Below are 14,832 nucleotides of genomic sequence, written 5' to 3'. Positions count from 1 at the left end.
GGTGACCGAGAACGACAGCGGCGGTACCGGCCGGGTCCTGGTCGTCGGCGACGTGGTCACGGACGTGGTGGCGGTGCTCTCCGGACCGTTGGCGTCCGGCTCCGACACCCCGGCGGCGATCCGTTCCACCGGTGGCGGCCAGGCCGCCAACACCGCGTCCTGGCTGACCGCCCAGGGCGTACCGGTGACCCTGGTGGGCGCCGTCGGCGACGACGGCGCCGGGCGTGACCGGGTGGCGGAGCTGACCGCGGCCGGAGTCGACTGCGCGGTGGACGAGATCGCCGGGTCCGCCACCGGCACGGTGATCGTGCTGACCGCCGGCGACGAACGCACCATGGTCACCGAGCGTGGCGCGAACGTACGGCTGCGTCCCGACCACGTGGACGCGGCGCTGTCCGACGCGCCGGACGCCACGCACCTGCACCTGTCCGGGTACACCCTGTTGGACGCGGGCTCCCGACCGGCCGGCCTGCGGGCGCTGGCCGGCGCCCGCGAACGCGGCCTCACCACGAGCGTCGACGCGGCCTCCGCGGCACCGCTGCGGGCGGTCGGGGCGGCAGCCTTTCTGACCTGGGTACGCGAGGTCGACCTGCTGCTGGTCAACGTCGACGAGGCGACCGTGCTGGCCGGTGGACTGGAGCCGGCGGCGCAGGGCCGGGCACTGCTCTCCGTGGCCCGCCGGGTGGTGGTCAAACGCGGCGGGGCCGGTGCCGTCTGGGTCGATCGGGACGCCACGATCGTCACCTCGGCGGCGCACCGGGTGGCGGTGCGGGACGTGACCGGGGCGGGTGACGCCTTCGCGGCAGGCCTGCTGCGTGCCTGGCTGGCCGGGGCGGCACCCGATGCCGCCCTGGCCCGGGCCGTCGATCTCGGTGCCGCGGCGGTGGCGCAGGTCGGGGCCCGACCGGTTCGTTGAGCCACGCCGGGCGGGTCAAGGCTCCGCGTCGATGACCTTGTGGGGCCGCTCCTCGGCGGCGAGGCTCATCGGAGGCGGTGCCGCCTCGGTGGCCGAACGCGACGAGAAGCGGTTGGCGAGGCGGTGACGCTCCTTGGGCGGCCGGTCGTTGGCCAGCAGTACCGCGAGCCACGGGATGAGCACCATGCCCAGCGCGACCAGCGGCAGCCAGAGCCAGAGCAGTGGTGCCCGCACCCCGACCAGGATCGCGCCGACGATCACGCAGGCGACGCGGACACCCATCATCACGACGTAACGCCGCTGCCGGCTGGTCAGTTGATCATCCTGGCTGCGGGCGGCGTCGGTGATGAGGATCGGCTGGTACGCCTGGCGCTTCACCCGTGGTACCTCCTCCGGAGGGGTCGCATCCCATCCTGTCACTCCGACCGGGCGGGCGACGAGCTTCGTCGGCCCCGAAATCCGTGTTACGGCCGTGGTACGCTCGCCGCGTGGGCAGCAGGTTCAGCTTCACCGACGAGGCGCTGGCCAATCTGCGGGTCTACGACGTCACGCCGGGGGAAGTCTGGGAGGCGCTGCACAGCGGCCGGCGGGTGATCCGCCACCTCGGCGACGACGTGATGGTGGTCTACGCCCCCACTGCCCGCGGACGCCGGGTGGCGGTGCTGCTGGCCGAGACCGACGGTGCCGACAACGACTGGGACGTCCTCTCCGCCCGCGAGTTGAGCGACGTCGAGGCCAAACGCTACGACGAGGCCGTGCGGAATTCTCCGGAGACGAGGAGGCGGTGACGATGAACCGTCACGACGCGATCAAGCAGTTCCACGGCGGCGGCGACCGGATCGCCGATCTGATCGACGAGAGCCAGGCGGTGGGCCTGCCCACCCCCGACACCGAGACTCCGATGGTCAGCCGATCCGTCCGGCTGCCGCTGGAGACCTACGAACGGGTCCGGGCCGCCGCCGAAGCCCGGGGCATCGGCGTGACGACGCTGATGCGGCAGTGGATCGAGACGGGCCTGGCCGACCTGGACGACTCGGCGACCGTCTCGCTGGCCGACGTCCGGCGGGCCATCGCCTCGCTGGCCCATCCGAGCGCTGCCTGACGGGATCATCGACCACCCTCGGCGACCCGCGCGGCGGTCCGCGGCGCGCGGGTCAGGTCGGGAAGTTGGCATCACCCGGATCCGGACGGTCCAGCGGAGATGCCGATGGCTCCATCGGCTGGTCACGAGCACGCAACCCGTCCACGACGGCTACCAGGGCCAGGCCGGCCGCGACCACGGACAACGCCAGCATCGGCGTGCCGAGCAGGAGCAGCGGAGCGGACCCGAGCAACGCCAGCATCATCAACACCCGGCGGCGGGAGACCCGGGCGAAGATCTCGTACTCGAAACGGGCCCGCCCCAACAGGAACAGGGCCGGCCCGCCGACGATGAAGACCAGCCACGCCGGCTCGACCCGGTCGAACGGTTTCACGATGACCAACTCGTAGCCCACCCCGGTGAGCAGTACGCCGAGCACCATGACCAGGTGCGTGGTGGAGGCGGAGGCACCGAGCCGACCGGGCGACCGGGCCAGCCGCAGCGCCTCGACGAGCAGGTGACCGGCCCGATGGAAGTAGATCCGCCAGAGCAGCGCGGTGGTGAGGAAGGCGACCGTGAAGGCCGCCGCCGCGAGCTGGCCGAACCCCTCGCCGCTGTAGGTGATCCCGATGACCAGGACCGTCTCGCCCAGCGCGATGAGGAAGATCTGCTGGTAGCGCTCCGCGATGTGCTCCCCGGCGATCCGCCAGGCCGAGACCGGCGCCCGCCCCAGCACAGGCACCGGCCAACCCAGCAGGTAGCCGGCCAGATCGATGGTGATGGCCAGCGCCCACAGCCCGAACCGCAGGTCGGCGGGCCCGAGCGCACCGGCCAGCCAGAGCGCCCCCGACGCTGCCGCCCAGGCGGCCAGCCGCCACGGCACGGTACGGCGTGGATGCCGACCCAGCACGGCGGCGATGATCAGCGGTCGGCCGATCACCGTCACCAGATAGGCCATGACGAACGCCAGCGCCCGCTCCTCGAACGCCCGGGGCACGGCGACGGCCATCACCAGGCTGCCGAGCATGGTCCCGACCACGACGAGCTGGATCGTCAGGGCGTCCGGTTCGTACCGGCTGGTGACCCAGTTGATCAATGTCCAGACGTGCCACAGGGCGAGGAAGAGGATCAGGGTCTCCAGGAAGCCCAGCACGGTCAGCCCGTGCTCGACCTCGCCGATGAAGCGGACCGAGACCCGGGTGAAGGCGAAGACGAAGGCCAGGTCGAGAAAGAGTTCCAGGAAGGTGGTCCGCGCTGTTCCGTGCCCACCACGCAGCAGCGCGCCGCCCCGCTGCGCCATCGACCGCCCCCTGCCGTCGTCGGCGGCCCGGTCAGTCCCCGCGTGCGCTCGCCTTCGCCGCCGCCTTCACCTGCTGTTTGTACTCCCGAACCAGGCGCAGTGACTCGGCATCGGTCACATCCGCGACGGACCGGTGAGCGTCCGGATCACCGTAGTGGCCCGCGGCCTCCCGCCAACCCGGCGGTTGCACCCCGAACCGCTTGCCGAGCAGGGCGAGGAAGATCTGGGCCTTCTGCCGACCGAATCCGGGCAGGGCGGTGATCCGCCCGAGCAGCTCGCGGCCGTCGGCCGGGTCCGCCCAGAGCCGGGCGGCGTCGCCGTCGTAGCGCTCGACCAGCACCCGGCACACCTCCTGCACCCGGGCCGCCATCGCCTTGGGAAAGCGGTGCAGCGCGGGTGGTTGGGCGAAGATGGCCACCAGGGCCTCCGGATCGAAGCCGGCCAGTTCCCGGGCGTCCAGGTCGTGGCCGAGCCGCTGGGCCAGCACGTACGGCGAGGAGAAGGCCTTCTCCATCGAGACCTGCTGGTCGAGAACCATGCCGACGAGCAGGGCCAGCGGATCGCGGGCCAGCAGCTGGTTCGCCTGCGGGTCGATGGGCAGCGCGAGCGTCATGCCCTCATCCTGCCCGTACGCCGGTCGGGACGGGCACTGACACCCCTTCCGGACCGACCGGTCGGGACACGACGTGACGCGGCCCGGCGGATCGGTTCGCACCGTCCGCCGGGCCGATCACGCGGGGTGTGGGTCAGTTGACCACGAACAGCAGGCGGTTCGGCGAGCCGCTACCCGGGCTGGTCACCACGCCGGTGGTGGCGTTGTTGACCAGGTAGCTCTTGACCTGGGCCGGCGAGTAGGACGGGTTGGCGCCGAGCACGAGCGCGGCGGCACCGGCCACGTGCGGCGAGGCCATCGAGGTGCCGCTGATCGTGTTGGTGGCGCTGTTGCTGGTGTGCCAGGCCGACGTGATGCTCGAACCCGGCGCGAAGATGTGCACGCAGGAGCCGTAGTTGGAGAAGGAGGACCGGGCGTCGGTGCTGGTGGTCGAGCCGACGGTGATCGCGGTCGAGGTCCGGGCCGGCGAGTAGTTGCAGGCGTTGGCGCTGGAGTTGCCCGCCGCGACCGCGTAGCTGACGCCGGAGGCGATCGAGTTGCGCACCGCGTTGTCGATGGAGGTGCTGGCACCGCCACCCAGGCTCATGTTCGCCACGGCCGGCTTCACCGCGTTGGCGGTCACCCAGTTCACCCCGTTGACCACGCTGGTGGTGGTGCCACCGCCGGAGCAGTTGAGCACCTTCACCGCGATCAGGCGGACCCCCTTGGCCACACCGTGGGTCGAACCGCCGACCGTGCCGGCGACGTGGGTGCCGTGGCCGTTGCAGTCGGTGTTGTTGCTGTCCACGGTGTTGGTGCCCCAGGTGGCCCGGCCGCCGAACTGGCTGTGGGAGGTCCGGATTCCGGTGTCGATGATGTACGCCCGCACGTTCGACGCGGTGTTCGGGTAGGTGTAGGTGGTGCTCAGCGGCCGGTTGCGCTGGTCGATGCGGTCCAGGCCCCAGGTCGCGTTGGTCTGGGTCGCCTGGATCGTGACCACCTGGTCCTGCTCCACGTAGGCCACCGCCGAGTTGGCGGCGAGCCGGGCCGCCTGGGCGGCGGTCATCTTCGCCGCGAAACCGGTGAGCGCGGCGCTGTAGGTGTCGGAGACACTGCCTCCGTACCGCTTGACCAGGGCACTGGCCCGGTCCGGAACGGCAGAGCGAGCCGTCGACGAACCGGCGGCACCGACGGCGTCGGTGCGCAGGACGACCAGGTAGCTACCGCTGACCGCGTTCGACGCGCCGGCGCCACGGATCTCGCCGGTGGGTGCGGCGACCGCCGCGGTGGTGCCGGCCGCCGAGACGGCCGCCGCGGTGGCGACGACGGCGAGCGCCCGGATGAGCTGCCGCCGCGCGGTGGACCCTGAGGACATCGTGCCTCCCTTACCTGGGCGGCCGACCGGGCTTCTGGCCGGGCGGTCCGCACCCTGGACTGAGTTGGAGGGAATGCTAGCGTTAGATCGACGAATATGACATAGATGTCAGTAGATTTAACTTCCGATGTCACGGGCGGTGGTCTCCGGACCCGACGCCACCAGGCAGGATGACGGTGTGGACGGACATGACATGCTGCTCTCCCGCGCCGGCATCGAAGCGCTGCGGACCGCGCTGACCCGGGCGGGCTTCACCGCGAACGGCATCGCCGCCCGGCTCGGCCCGCAGGCGACCGGCGGAGTCGCCCGCAACGACTTCCGAGCCGCGCTGCGCGCCACCGCCGACCGGGACCCCCTCGCGACCCTGATCCGGATCTTCATCTGCGAGCAGACCGAGCCGGAGGCGGCGGTGGCCGCCGCGCTGGCGCCGCTGCCACTCACCGACGCCCTCGAGGCGGGGATCGTCGAACGGCACGGCGACGGGCTGCGGATGGGGCTGGACCTGGAGCCGTACGGCGACGACTGGTGGGTCCTCGCGGATGTGCCGGCCAGCGCCCGCCCCGGCCGCCCGCTGCACGCCGAACACGTGCTCGGCATCGGCGGTGCGACCCAGACGATGATCGGGGCGGCCGTCCGACGGCCGGTGGACAGCGCGCTGGACCTGGGTACCGGCTCGGGCGTGCAGGCACTGCACCTGGGCACCCACGCGCGGCGGGTCACCGCCACCGACGTGTCCCGGCGGGCGCTGCGCTTCGCCGCCACCACCGCCGCCCTCAACGGTCAGGACTGGGAGTTGCTGCACGGCGACCTGGTGGCCCCGGTCGCCGGCCGGCGGTTCGACCTCGTGGTGAGCAACCCGCCGTTCGTGGTCGGGCCGGGCACGACCACCCACGTCTACCGCGACTCCGGTCGGGTCGGCGACGCGATCGGCGCGGAGCTGGCCGCAGCCGCCCCGGGCCTGCTCACCGCAGGCGGCGCCATGCAGTACCTCGCCAACTGGGTGCACGTCACCGGCGAGGACTGGGGCGAGCGGGTCGCCGGCTGGTTCGCCGGCACCGGCCTGGACGCCTGGGTCATCCAGCGCGAGGTCGCCGACCCGATGGCGTACGTCAACCTGTGGCTGACCGATGTCGGGGAGGCCACCGACCCGCAGCGGATGGCCGACTGGCTCGACTGGTTCGACGCGCACAAGGTGGAGGCGATCGGCTTCGGCATCGTCTCGCTGCGCCGCAGCGACCGCGCCGACCCGGTGCTGCGGGTGGAGGACCTGCGCCAGCGGGTGCAGCCACCGATGGGCGATCGGATCGCCGACTGGTTCGACCGGCAGGACTGGCTGCGCGGTCGCGACACCGACGGGCTGCTGGCCGCGCGGTATCGCGCCGCCGACGGGCTGCAACTGCGCCAGGAAGCGACGATGGGCGCCGACGGTTGGGGGGTGGACCGGCAGGTGCTCGCCCTGCCCGACGGACTGCGCTGGACCGAGGAGATCGACCCACTGGTGCTCGCGCTGGTGGGCGGCGCCGACGGGCGGTTGCCGCTGCGGGACCAGTTGGCGCTGCTCGCCGTCGCCCACGACGTGGCCGTCGACGAGCTGGCCGAGGCGGCCGGGCCGATCGTGGCACACCTGGTGGAGCGGGGCTTCATCGCGCCGGTGCAGCCATGAGCCGCCCGATGCCCGCACCGCCGGCAAGCGGTCGCGCGTCGGTGGTGGTGGCCTGATGCGGGCCGTGGTGCAGACCGTCGGCCGGGCCAGCGTGACCGTCGCCGGCGAGGTGGTCGGCGCGGTCGACGACGGGTTGCTGGTGCTGCTCGGAGTCACCCACAGCGACACGGCCGAGATCGCTCGGACGATGGCCCGCAAGGTGCACGAGCTGCGCATCCTGGACGACGAGCGGTCGGCGGCGGAGATCGGCGCGCCGATCCTCGTGGTCAGCCAGTTCACCCTCTACGGCGACGCCCGCAAGGGCCGCCGCCCGAGCTGGACCGCGGCCGCCCCGGCCGAGGTGGCGGAACCGCTCGTCGAGGAGACGATCCGGGCGCTGCGCGAGCGAGGCGCGACGGTCGAGACCGGCCGCTTCCGCGCGCACATGCTGGTGGAGAGCGTCAACGTCGGTCCCCGCACCATCCTCCTCGACCTGTAGCGCAACTAATTGTTGCGCGTTCCGCCGACACCTCCTAGAGTCATACGCAACCAACGGTTGCAGGTATGGAGGAGCGCATGGAGTACGGCAGCATCGAACGCGAGATCCACATCGACGCCACGCCCGAGGTGGTCTACGAGGTCGTCACCGCGCCCGAACACCTGCGGCAGTGGTGGCCGGACGATGCGGACCTCGAACCGGTCCCCGGCGCGACCGGGACGATCACCTTCGGCGACACGCCGAACACCCAGGTCGTGCCACTGACCGTGGTGGCGGCCGACCCGCCCCGGCGCTTCTCGTTCCGGTGGGTGTACGACGATCTCGCCGTCGCGACGCCGACCAACTCGCTCCTGGTGACCTTCGAACTGGTCCCGTCGGGCACCGGGACGCTGCTGCGGCTCACCGAGACCGGGTTCCGGGAGCGGGGCTGGCAGGCGGCCGTGCTCGAAGAGCACTACCGCGACCACGTCACCGGCTGGGACCACTTCCTGCCCCGCCTCGTCGACTACGTGGCCCGGCTGGTGTCGACTCGATGAGTGTCGGTGTCGACGACGACCTCTGGTCCGCCGTCGGGGACCCGACCCGGCGGCGGATGCTCGACCTGCTGCTGACCGACGGCGGCGGCACGGCGACCACGCTGAGCGAGCAGCTGCCGGTCACCCGGCAGGCGGTCGCCAAACACCTCGGCGTACTCGGCCGGGTCGGCCTCGTCCACGGCACGCCGTCCGGCCGCGAACGCCGCTACGAGGTCGACGAGGCACAACTCGCCCGCGCGGTTGCGCAACTGTCGGCGGTCGGCGCCACCTGGGACGCGAGGTTGCGACGGATCAAGCGGATCGCCGAGGCGATCCAGCGCGACCAGCAGAGCTGAGTCCACCCACCCGACCGCCGCCACGTCCGTGGCGGCGCGATCCAGCCTGCCCATGTCCGGGCGTCATCACTCAGAAACGAGGTATCGAGATGTTGGACATCCTGCACCGGGTCGGCGTCAAGTCGGCTCCCGAGGACGTCTACCGGGCCCTGACCACTGTCGACGGGCTCGCGAACTGGTGGACCGAGGACACGGGCGGCGACGGCGACGTCGGCGGGGTGCTCCGATTCCGGTTCATCCCCGGTGGCTTCGACATGAAGGTGCTGGAGAGCCGGCCGGCCGAGCTGGTGCTCTGGGAGGTCGTCGACGGCCCCGAGGAGTGGATCGGCACCCGGGTCCGCTTCGAGCTGAAGCGGGAGGACGACTTCACGATCGTGCTGTTCCGGCACGAGGGTTGGCGCGAGCCCGTGGAGTTCATGTACCACTGCAGCACCAAGTGGGCGATCTACCTGATGAGTCTCAAGCGGCTGGTCGAGACCGGTAAGGGTGAGCCCGCGCCGCACGACGTGCAGATAAGCAACTGGCACTGAGGTACGGCGCGGGATCGCGGAGTTCAGCCGAAGAGGCCGCGGCGTTGCAGCGACTGACGCAGCCAGCCGTCGAGCTGGGCGGCAAGGTCGGTGTTGGCCGCCGAGGCGTGCTCGACGGCGAAGCGACCGAAGACGTCGCGGCCCTCGGTGAACAGTCCGCCCCGCTTGTCCAGCTCCAACACCACCTGCACCTGCCGAGGGTCGGTGACGAAGGTGACCTCCAGCTGCTTCATCGCGCCCGCGTACTGGGGCGGCGGGTAGAACTCGATCTCCTGGTAGAACGGCAACGTCTGGTGGACGCCGTAGATGTGCCCGCGTTCCACGTCGGCACGGGAGAACCGGAAACCGAGCCGTAGCAGCGCCTCCAGCAGTCGCTCCTGGGCCGGCAGCGGGTGCACCGCCACCGCGTCCAGGTCGCCCTTGTCGACCGCGCGGGCCACCTCCAGTTCGGTACGCAGACCCATCGTCATGCCGTGCAGGTGCTGCCCGTACAACTCGGTGAGCGGGGTCTCCCACGGCACCTCGAACCGGAACGGGACGTCGTAGCGCTGCCCCGCCTCCAGCCGGAACGGGCCGGTGACCTGCTGGCGCTGAAACTCCTGGTTGGTGGTGTACTCGTTGTCCCCGCTCTCCACCTCCACCCGGGTGAGCAGCCCCAGTGCCACGTAGGACACGTCGACCCCGTGGTCGCCGCCGGTGACCGCGATGCTGCCCTCCAGGTGGCCGCCCGGCCGGCAGTTCGGATTCGACAGCACCGTCTCCACCGACGGACCACCGACTCCCATCGCCTGCATGAGCCGTTTGAACACCACGATTGCCTCCGTCCGTCGATCGCCCGCATCCGAGCCGGTACGCCGGCCCGACGGCCGACCGCTGGCACGGTAACCGGCGCCGACAAGCCCGACCGGCCGAACCGCCGAGCCACCGAGTGCCGGCTCGGAGACTGTCGGTTCCCCGATCGCCTCACTCCCGTTTTACGCCCCGACCGCCAAGCTGTTTGTCACCGGCGCGACTGGCCGGCGGACACGGCACGGACGTGGACACGGGGAGAGACTGAGATGGCCCAGCAGATGACGGAGCACCGGACGCACGCCGGCACCGAGGCGGAGCACGGCGTCGACACCCTGACCGACCTGGACGCCACCGACGAGCGCGGCGTCTCCACCGACCTGGTCCGGGCATACCTCAACGGAATTGGTCGGACGAAGTTGCTCACCGCCGTGCAGGAGGTGGACCTGGCGAAGCGGATCGAGGCCGGCCTGTTCGCCGAGGAGAAGCTCAGCACCTGCACCCCGGTCTCCGAGGAACTGCGCGCCGACCTGGAACTCGTCGCGCGGCAGGGCCGGGCGGCCAAGAACCACCTGCTGGAGGCGAACCTGCGGTTGGTGGTCAGCATCGCCAAGCGGTACACCGGTCGGGGCATGGCCTTCCTCGACCTCATCCAGGAAGGCAACCTCGGCCTCATCCGGGCCGTGGAGAAGTTCGACTACACCAAGGGCTACAAGTTCTCCACCTACGCCACCTGGTGGATCCGACAGGCCATCACCCGCGCCATGGCCGACCAGGCCCGCACCATCCGCATCCCGGTCCACATGGTCGAGCAGGTCAACCGGATGGTTCGCGCCCGCCGGGAGCTGGCGGTGTCGCTGGGCCGGGAGCCCACGGTCGCCGAGGTGGCCCGCGCGCTCGACGTGCCGGAGTTCCAGGTGATCGAGCTGATCTCCTACGACCGGGAGCCGGTGAGTCTGGACCAGGCTGTCGGCGAGGACGGCGAGAGCGCCCTCGGTGACTTCGTCGCCGCCGTCGACCCGGCCGCCGGACCGGGGGACGCCGCAACCCAGGGCGAACTGCGCAACGAGGTGAGCATCGTGCTGGCCACGCTCTCGCAGCGCGAGCAGGCCGTGATCCGGTTGCGGTTCGGCCTCGACGACGGCCGGCAGCGCACCCTGGACGAGGTCGGCCGCGAGTTCGGCCTCTCCCGGGAACGGATCCGGCAGATCGAAAAGGTGACGCTGCTCAAGCTGCGGGCACCGGAGCGGGCGCAGCGACTGGAGGCGTACGCCTGCTGAGCTGAGCGTTCGGCCATCGGCCCCCGGCGGTTCGCCGGGGGCCGATGTGCTGTTTCCACTTGACGGCAGGGGCACCGTCGGATACAAACCTCTTGGTTATCGAACCGGAAGGTTATATGACGTGCTCACCGACCTGGATGCCACCTTCGCCGCCCTCGCCGACCCGACCCGGCGGGCCATCCTCGCCCGGTTGGCGACCGGCGAGGCCACCGTCACCGAACTCGCCGCCCCCTTCGCGATGAGTCAACCGGCCGTCTCCAAACACCTGCGGGTGCTGGAACGGGCCGGACTGGTCAGCCGGGGACGCGACGCCCAACGACGCCCGTGCCGCCTCGAGGCCGCGCCGCTGCGGGAGGCCACCGCCTGGCTCGCCGCGTACCGCGACCACTGGGCCGAGCGCTATCAGCGTCTCGACGCCCTGCTCGACGAGCTGCGCGCGGCCGGGGAAGGACCGCACGGCACCGGCGGTACGGCCCGGTGATCGACGACCATCTGGTGGTCGACACGCCGGGCGATCGGGAGATCGTGCTGAGCCGGGTCTTCGACGCACCGGCGCGACTCGTGTTCGCCGCCTTCACCCGTCCTGAGCTGCTCGTCCGCTGGTACGGCGCACGCGGCTGGCAGTTGGTCGGGTGCGAGGTGGACCTGCGGGTGGGCGGGCGGTGGCGCTTCGAGTCGCAGGGCCCCGACGGCGAGCGGATGGTCCAGCGCGGGGTCTACCGGACGATCGACCCGCCGCACGGCCTCGTCTGCACCGAACGCTTCGACGACCAGTCGTATCCCGGCGAGACCCTGGTCAGCCACACGTTCACCGAACTGGCCGGGCGGACCACCGTCACCACCGCCCTGCGCTACGCCACCCCCGAGGGACGCGACATCGCCCTGCGGTACCCGATGGTCCGTGGGGTCTCCGAGAGCTACGCCCGACTCGCCGAACTGCTGGCGACGAGAACAGGAGGACCGCAATGAACTGGACGCTGGAAGTGGTCGTCGTACCGGTCTCCGACGTGGACCGGGCCAAGGATTTCTACGCCGAACGGCTCGGTTTCGCCGTCGACCACGACACGGTGATCAGCGACGAGGTCCGCATCGTGCAGCTGACCCCACCCGGGTCCGGCTGCTCGATCGTCATCGGCAAGGGCGCCGTGCCGCAGATGCCGCCGGGGTCGCTGAAGGGCCTGCAACTCGTCGTGCCGGACCTCGGCAAGGCCCGCGCCGAGCTGCTCGACCGCGGCGTCGAGGTCAGCGAGATCCAGGTGCTCGGCGAGAACCCTCGCCCGGTGCCGGACCCGCTGGACAACGTCGGCTTCGTCTTCTTCGCCGACCCCGACGGCAACGCCTGGGCGGTGCAGCAGATCTCCAGCCGAGCCTGACCCACCGTCCTTCACAGCCGGCGGGGGCCGGTGTCGGGGCGCGGCACGTCGGCCGAGCCGATCCGGACACTCGCGTGCAGCACCGACAGACCGTCGGGCCGGGCGAGCACCGGGTTCAGCGTCAGCGCCCGGACCCGGGGCTGGTCGTCGGCGAGACGACCGACCCGCAGCAGCAGATCGGCCAGGGCGGCGCGATCGACCGGCGCGGCCCCCCGATGACCACGGAGCAACGGGGCCGCCCGGGGCGCGTCGACCAGCTCGGCGGCGTCCCGGTCGGTCAACGGCACGGCCCGCCACGCCCGGTCGCCGAGCAGTTCCGTGGCGACCCCGCCGAGCCCGAACCCGACCACCGGCCCGAACGCCGGATCCTCGACCAGCTCCACCACACACGCCACCCCGGGCGGCACCATCGGCTGCACCAGGACGTCAGCGCCGAAGGCTGCCGCCAGCTCCGAACCGGCCCGGCGCACGGCGGCGGCGTCCGACAGGTCGAGGCGGACCGCCCCGAGGTCGAGGCGGTGCCGCAGTCCCGGCGCCGCGGCCTTGAGCGCCACCGGGAAACCGAGCCGGGTGGCCGCCTCGACAGCCTCGTCGACCGAGGCGGCCGGCACCGACTCGACCACCTCGATGCCGTACCCGGCCAGCAACGCCGCCACGTCGGTGTCGTCCGCCCGCAGCGCCGTCTGCGCCGCACCCGGGTCGACCCCGGACAGCTCCGGCAGGGTGCCGGTCGGCCGGCGCAGCCACTGCGCGTACGCGGTGACCCGGGCCAGCGCCCGAACCGCCTCCTCCACGCTCGGGTACGAGGGCATCCCGGCCGGGGCACGGCCGACGAGGAAGGTCGCCACCGCGGGCTTGCCGCCGGACAGCGCCGCGGGCAGGGCGGCGGTGAGGTCGGCCTCGGTGCCGGTGAACTGGCCGGGCAACGGCGGCGCGAAGAGCGCCACCAACGCGTCGACCGAATCGTCGGCGGCGGCACCGGCCAGCGCCTCGGCGAACTCGGCCGCGCTCGCCCTCGGCCCCACGTCCCGCGGGTAGCCGTCGGCGACGGTGAGTCCCTGGGCCGCGCAGGCGGTGGCCGCGAGCCCGGTCAGCGCCGAGGAGTTGCCGACCACGCCGACCCGATCGCCGGCCGGCAGCGGCTGGTTGGCCAGCAGCACCCCGACGTCGAGCAACTCGCCGACGGTGTCCACCCGGATCACCCCGGACTGGGCGAACAACGCGCTGACGGCCGTGGCGTCCGGGCCGGTGGCGTCACCCATCCCCGGTGGGCGGGCCGGTGAGGCCAGCGCCACCACCGGCTTGTCCCGGCCGATGCGCCGGGCCAGCCGGGCGAACTTGCGCGGGTTACCGAAGGTCTCCAGGTACAACATGATGACGTCGGTGCCGGGGTCGTCCTGCCAGTACTGCAACAGATCGTTGCCGGAGACGTCGGCCCGGTTGCCGGCCGAGACGAAGCTGGACAGGCCGAGCCCGCGCCGGTCCGCCTCCGCCAGCAGCGCCACGCCGAACGCACCGGACTGGCTGAAGATGCCGACCCGGCCCGGCACCGGCAGGCGCGGAGCGAGGGTGGCGTTGAGGCGTACACCCGGGTCGGTGTTGGCCACCCCCAGGCAGTTGGGGCCGATCACCCGCATGCCCGCCGCGTGCGCCGCGCGGACCAGTGCACGCTGCGCGGCGGCGCCCTCGACACCAGCCTCGGCGAAGCCGGCGGAGATCACCACCAGTCCGTGCGCCCCGGCCGCCGCGGCGTCGGCGACCACCGCGGCGGCGGCGTCCGGGGGCACCGCCACCACCGCCAGGTCGACCGGCAGCCCGGCGGCGGCCGCCGACGGGTACGCGGGCAGCCCGGCCACCCGCGCCGCACTCGGGTGGACCGGCACCACCGACCCGGTGAACCCGCCGTCGCGCAGATGCCCGAGCACCGCCGCACCCACCCCCTGGCCGGTGGCGCTGGCACCGTAGACGGCGACGCCGCGCGGGGCGAGCAGCCGGGCGATGGACCGCGCCTCGGTACGGTGCTCCCGCCCGCGCTGCACCTCCAGGGTCGCCTCGGTGGGCGCGATCGGGAAGCTCAGGTGCACCACCCCGTCGGCGAACTGGCGCTGGATCTGGTACCCGAAGTCGGCGAACACCCGCAGCATCTGCCCGTTGGCCGGCAGCACCTCGGCCACGAAGTTGACGATCCCGGCCCGGCGGGCGGCATCGGCGAGATGCTCCATCAGCACCGAGCCGATGCCCCGCCCCTGGTAGGCGTCCTCCACCACGAAGGCCACCTCGGCGTCGGGCGCGGCCGGGCCGAGCCGTTCGTAGCGGCCCACGGCGACGATCCGGTCGCCGGCCAGCACCACGAACGCCTCCCGGTCCCGGTGGTCGACGTTGACGAAGCGGTGCAGGTCCCGCTCCGGGATCCGGGGGTACGGCGAGAAGTAGCGCAGGTAGCGGGTGCGTTCGGAGAAGCGGGAGTGCATCGCCACGATCTCGGGCGCGTCGGACGGGTCGATCGGCCGCAACTGGACCGTGCTGCCGTCGCTGAGCAGCACATCCACGGCGTGTTCGGCAGTGGTCACCTCGGACGGCCCTC

At 72.2% G+C, this 14,832-nt stretch carries 17 protein-coding genes and 1 pseudogene; 12 read left to right on the top strand and 6 right to left on the bottom strand.

What is annotated here, in order from left to right; genetic code table 11:
* Position 1 precedes the first annotated feature (1 nt).
* A complete protein-coding gene (locus O7597_RS19900; protein ID WP_269739242.1) occupies positions 2-916 on the top strand; it encodes a PfkB family carbohydrate kinase in 915 nt (304 codons plus the stop codon).
* 15 nt (positions 917-931) lie between these two features.
* Here the strand turns inward: O7597_RS19900 and O7597_RS19895 are convergent, their stop codons facing one another.
* Positions 932-1,294 carry a DUF3099 domain-containing protein gene (locus tag O7597_RS19895; RefSeq protein ID WP_164445582.1) on the bottom strand — a complete coding sequence of 121 codons (363 nt, stop codon included), beginning with the start codon at positions 1,292-1,294 and terminating at the stop codon, positions 932-934.
* A 110-nt stretch (positions 1,295-1,404) separates the two neighbouring features.
* Here O7597_RS19895 and O7597_RS19890 point away from each other — a divergent pair, with 110 nt between their 5' ends.
* Both O7597_RS19890 and O7597_RS19885 read left to right on the top strand, forming a co-directional pair.
* Positions 1,405-1,704 carry a hypothetical protein gene (locus tag O7597_RS19890; protein ID WP_232511440.1) on the top strand — a complete coding sequence of 100 codons (300 nt, stop codon included), beginning with the start codon at positions 1,405-1,407 and terminating at the stop codon, positions 1,702-1,704.
* 2 nt (positions 1,705-1,706) lie between these two features.
* On the top strand, positions 1,707-2,018 hold the full coding sequence (locus O7597_RS19885) for a hypothetical protein (protein ID WP_269739243.1): 312 nt from the start codon (positions 1,707-1,709) through the stop codon (positions 2,016-2,018).
* Positions 2,019-2,070: 52 nt separating this feature from the next.
* Here the strand turns inward: O7597_RS19885 and O7597_RS19880 are convergent, their stop codons facing one another.
* From O7597_RS19880 to O7597_RS19870, 3 genes and pseudogenes are all read right to left on the bottom strand, one after another.
* Positions 2,071-3,297, bottom strand: coding sequence for a low temperature requirement protein A (locus O7597_RS19880; protein WP_281580379.1), 1,227 nt, complete (start codon positions 3,295-3,297; stop codon positions 2,071-2,073).
* A 31-nt stretch (positions 3,298-3,328) separates the two neighbouring features.
* On the bottom strand, positions 3,329-3,910 hold the full coding sequence (locus O7597_RS19875) for an HhH-GPD-type base excision DNA repair protein (protein WP_269739245.1): 582 nt from the start codon (positions 3,908-3,910) through the stop codon (positions 3,329-3,331).
* Between the two features lie 136 nt (positions 3,911-4,046).
* Positions 4,047-5,264 (bottom strand): annotated as a pseudogene (locus O7597_RS19870) (S8 family peptidase); the annotation flags it as partial.
* Positions 5,265-5,442: 178 nt separating this feature from the next.
* On the opposite strand from O7597_RS19870, the gene O7597_RS19865 reads away from it, so the two are divergent.
* The 5 genes from O7597_RS19865 to O7597_RS19845 all read left to right on the top strand — a co-directional run bounded on the left by O7597_RS19865 (position 5,443) and on the right by O7597_RS19845 (position 8,806).
* Entirely contained in the window at positions 5,443-6,927 is a 1,485-nt protein-coding gene (locus O7597_RS19865) for a methyltransferase (RefSeq protein WP_281580378.1), read from the top strand.
* Positions 6,928-6,982: 55 nt separating this feature from the next.
* A complete protein-coding gene (dtd, locus tag O7597_RS19860; protein WP_269739248.1) occupies positions 6,983-7,405 on the top strand; it encodes a D-aminoacyl-tRNA deacylase in 423 nt (140 codons plus the stop codon).
* Positions 7,406-7,482: 77 nt separating this feature from the next.
* Positions 7,483-7,941, top strand: coding sequence for an SRPBCC family protein (locus O7597_RS19855; protein ID WP_269742608.1), 459 nt, complete (start codon positions 7,483-7,485; stop codon positions 7,939-7,941).
* A complete protein-coding gene (locus O7597_RS19850) occupies positions 7,938-8,276 on the top strand; it encodes a metalloregulator ArsR/SmtB family transcription factor (RefSeq protein WP_269739249.1) in 339 nt (112 codons plus the stop codon). Before O7597_RS19855 ends, O7597_RS19850 begins: the two co-directional genes overlap by 4 nt.
* A gap of 89 nt (positions 8,277-8,365) precedes the next feature.
* On the top strand, positions 8,366-8,806 hold the full coding sequence (locus O7597_RS19845; protein ID WP_281580377.1) for an SRPBCC domain-containing protein: 441 nt from the start codon (positions 8,366-8,368) through the stop codon (positions 8,804-8,806).
* A 23-nt stretch (positions 8,807-8,829) separates the two neighbouring features.
* Here O7597_RS19845 and O7597_RS19840 read toward each other — a convergent pair whose 3' ends face one another.
* Complete coding sequence (locus O7597_RS19840) at positions 8,830-9,618, bottom strand: sporulation protein (RefSeq protein ID WP_164445590.1); 789 nt, start codon at positions 9,616-9,618, stop codon at positions 8,830-8,832.
* Between the two features lie 246 nt (positions 9,619-9,864).
* Here O7597_RS19840 and sigB point away from each other — a divergent pair, with 246 nt between their 5' ends.
* The 4 genes from sigB (at position 9,865) to O7597_RS19820 (ending at position 12,248) form a co-directional block, all read left to right on the top strand.
* Positions 9,865-10,875: an RNA polymerase sigma factor SigB gene (gene sigB, locus O7597_RS19835; RefSeq protein ID WP_269739252.1), complete on the top strand. Its 1,011-nt coding sequence runs from the start codon at positions 9,865-9,867 to the stop codon at positions 10,873-10,875.
* Positions 10,876-10,996: 121 nt separating this feature from the next.
* Positions 10,997-11,356, top strand: a complete 360-nt coding sequence (locus O7597_RS19830; protein ID WP_269739253.1) for a metalloregulator ArsR/SmtB family transcription factor — start codon at positions 10,997-10,999, stop codon at positions 11,354-11,356.
* A complete protein-coding gene (locus O7597_RS19825; protein ID WP_269739254.1) occupies positions 11,353-11,844 on the top strand; it encodes an SRPBCC family protein in 492 nt (163 codons plus the stop codon). The genes O7597_RS19830 and O7597_RS19825 overlap by 4 nt, the downstream gene beginning before the upstream one ends.
* Positions 11,841-12,248 carry a VOC family protein gene (locus O7597_RS19820; RefSeq protein WP_269739255.1) on the top strand — a complete coding sequence of 136 codons (408 nt, stop codon included), beginning with the start codon at positions 11,841-11,843 and terminating at the stop codon, positions 12,246-12,248. Before O7597_RS19825 ends, O7597_RS19820 begins: the two co-directional genes overlap by 4 nt.
* An 11-nt stretch (positions 12,249-12,259) precedes the next feature.
* Here O7597_RS19820 and O7597_RS19815 read toward each other — a convergent pair whose 3' ends face one another.
* Positions 12,260-14,818: a bifunctional GNAT family N-acetyltransferase/acetate--CoA ligase family protein gene (locus O7597_RS19815; RefSeq protein ID WP_281580376.1), complete on the bottom strand. Its 2,559-nt coding sequence runs from the start codon at positions 14,816-14,818 to the stop codon at positions 12,260-12,262.
* Positions 14,819-14,832 lie beyond the last annotated feature (14 nt).

Source organism: Verrucosispora sp. WMMC514, assembly GCF_027497295.1.
In the GTDB taxonomy this organism is placed as follows: domain Bacteria; phylum Actinomycetota; class Actinomycetes; order Mycobacteriales; family Micromonosporaceae; genus Micromonospora; species Micromonospora palythoicola.
The sequence above is the reverse complement of the archived record's forward strand: the minus strand, read 5'-3'. Positions and strand labels throughout refer to the sequence as shown.

Coding starts and splice junctions, on each gene's coding strand:
- O7597_RS19885 (WP_269739243.1), top strand. CDS start 1,707: ATGAACCGTCACGACGCGATCAAGCAGTTCCACGGCGGCGGCGACCGG.
- O7597_RS19880 (WP_281580379.1), bottom strand. CDS start 3,297: ATGGCGCAGCGGGGCGGCGCGCTGCTGCGTGGTGGGCACGGAACAGCG.
- O7597_RS19875 (WP_269739245.1), bottom strand. CDS start 3,910: ATGACGCTCGCGCTGCCCATCGACCCGCAGGCGAACCAGCTGCTGGCC.
- dtd (WP_269739248.1), top strand. CDS start 6,983: ATGCGGGCCGTGGTGCAGACCGTCGGCCGGGCCAGCGTGACCGTCGCC.
- O7597_RS19855 (WP_269742608.1), top strand. CDS start 7,483: ATGGAGTACGGCAGCATCGAACGCGAGATCCACATCGACGCCACGCCC.
- O7597_RS19850 (WP_269739249.1), top strand. CDS start 7,938: ATGAGTGTCGGTGTCGACGACGACCTCTGGTCCGCCGTCGGGGACCCG.
- O7597_RS19845 (WP_281580377.1), top strand. CDS start 8,366: ATGTTGGACATCCTGCACCGGGTCGGCGTCAAGTCGGCTCCCGAGGAC.
- sigB (WP_269739252.1), top strand. CDS start 9,865: ATGGCCCAGCAGATGACGGAGCACCGGACGCACGCCGGCACCGAGGCG.
- O7597_RS19820 (WP_269739255.1), top strand. CDS start 11,841: ATGAACTGGACGCTGGAAGTGGTCGTCGTACCGGTCTCCGACGTGGAC.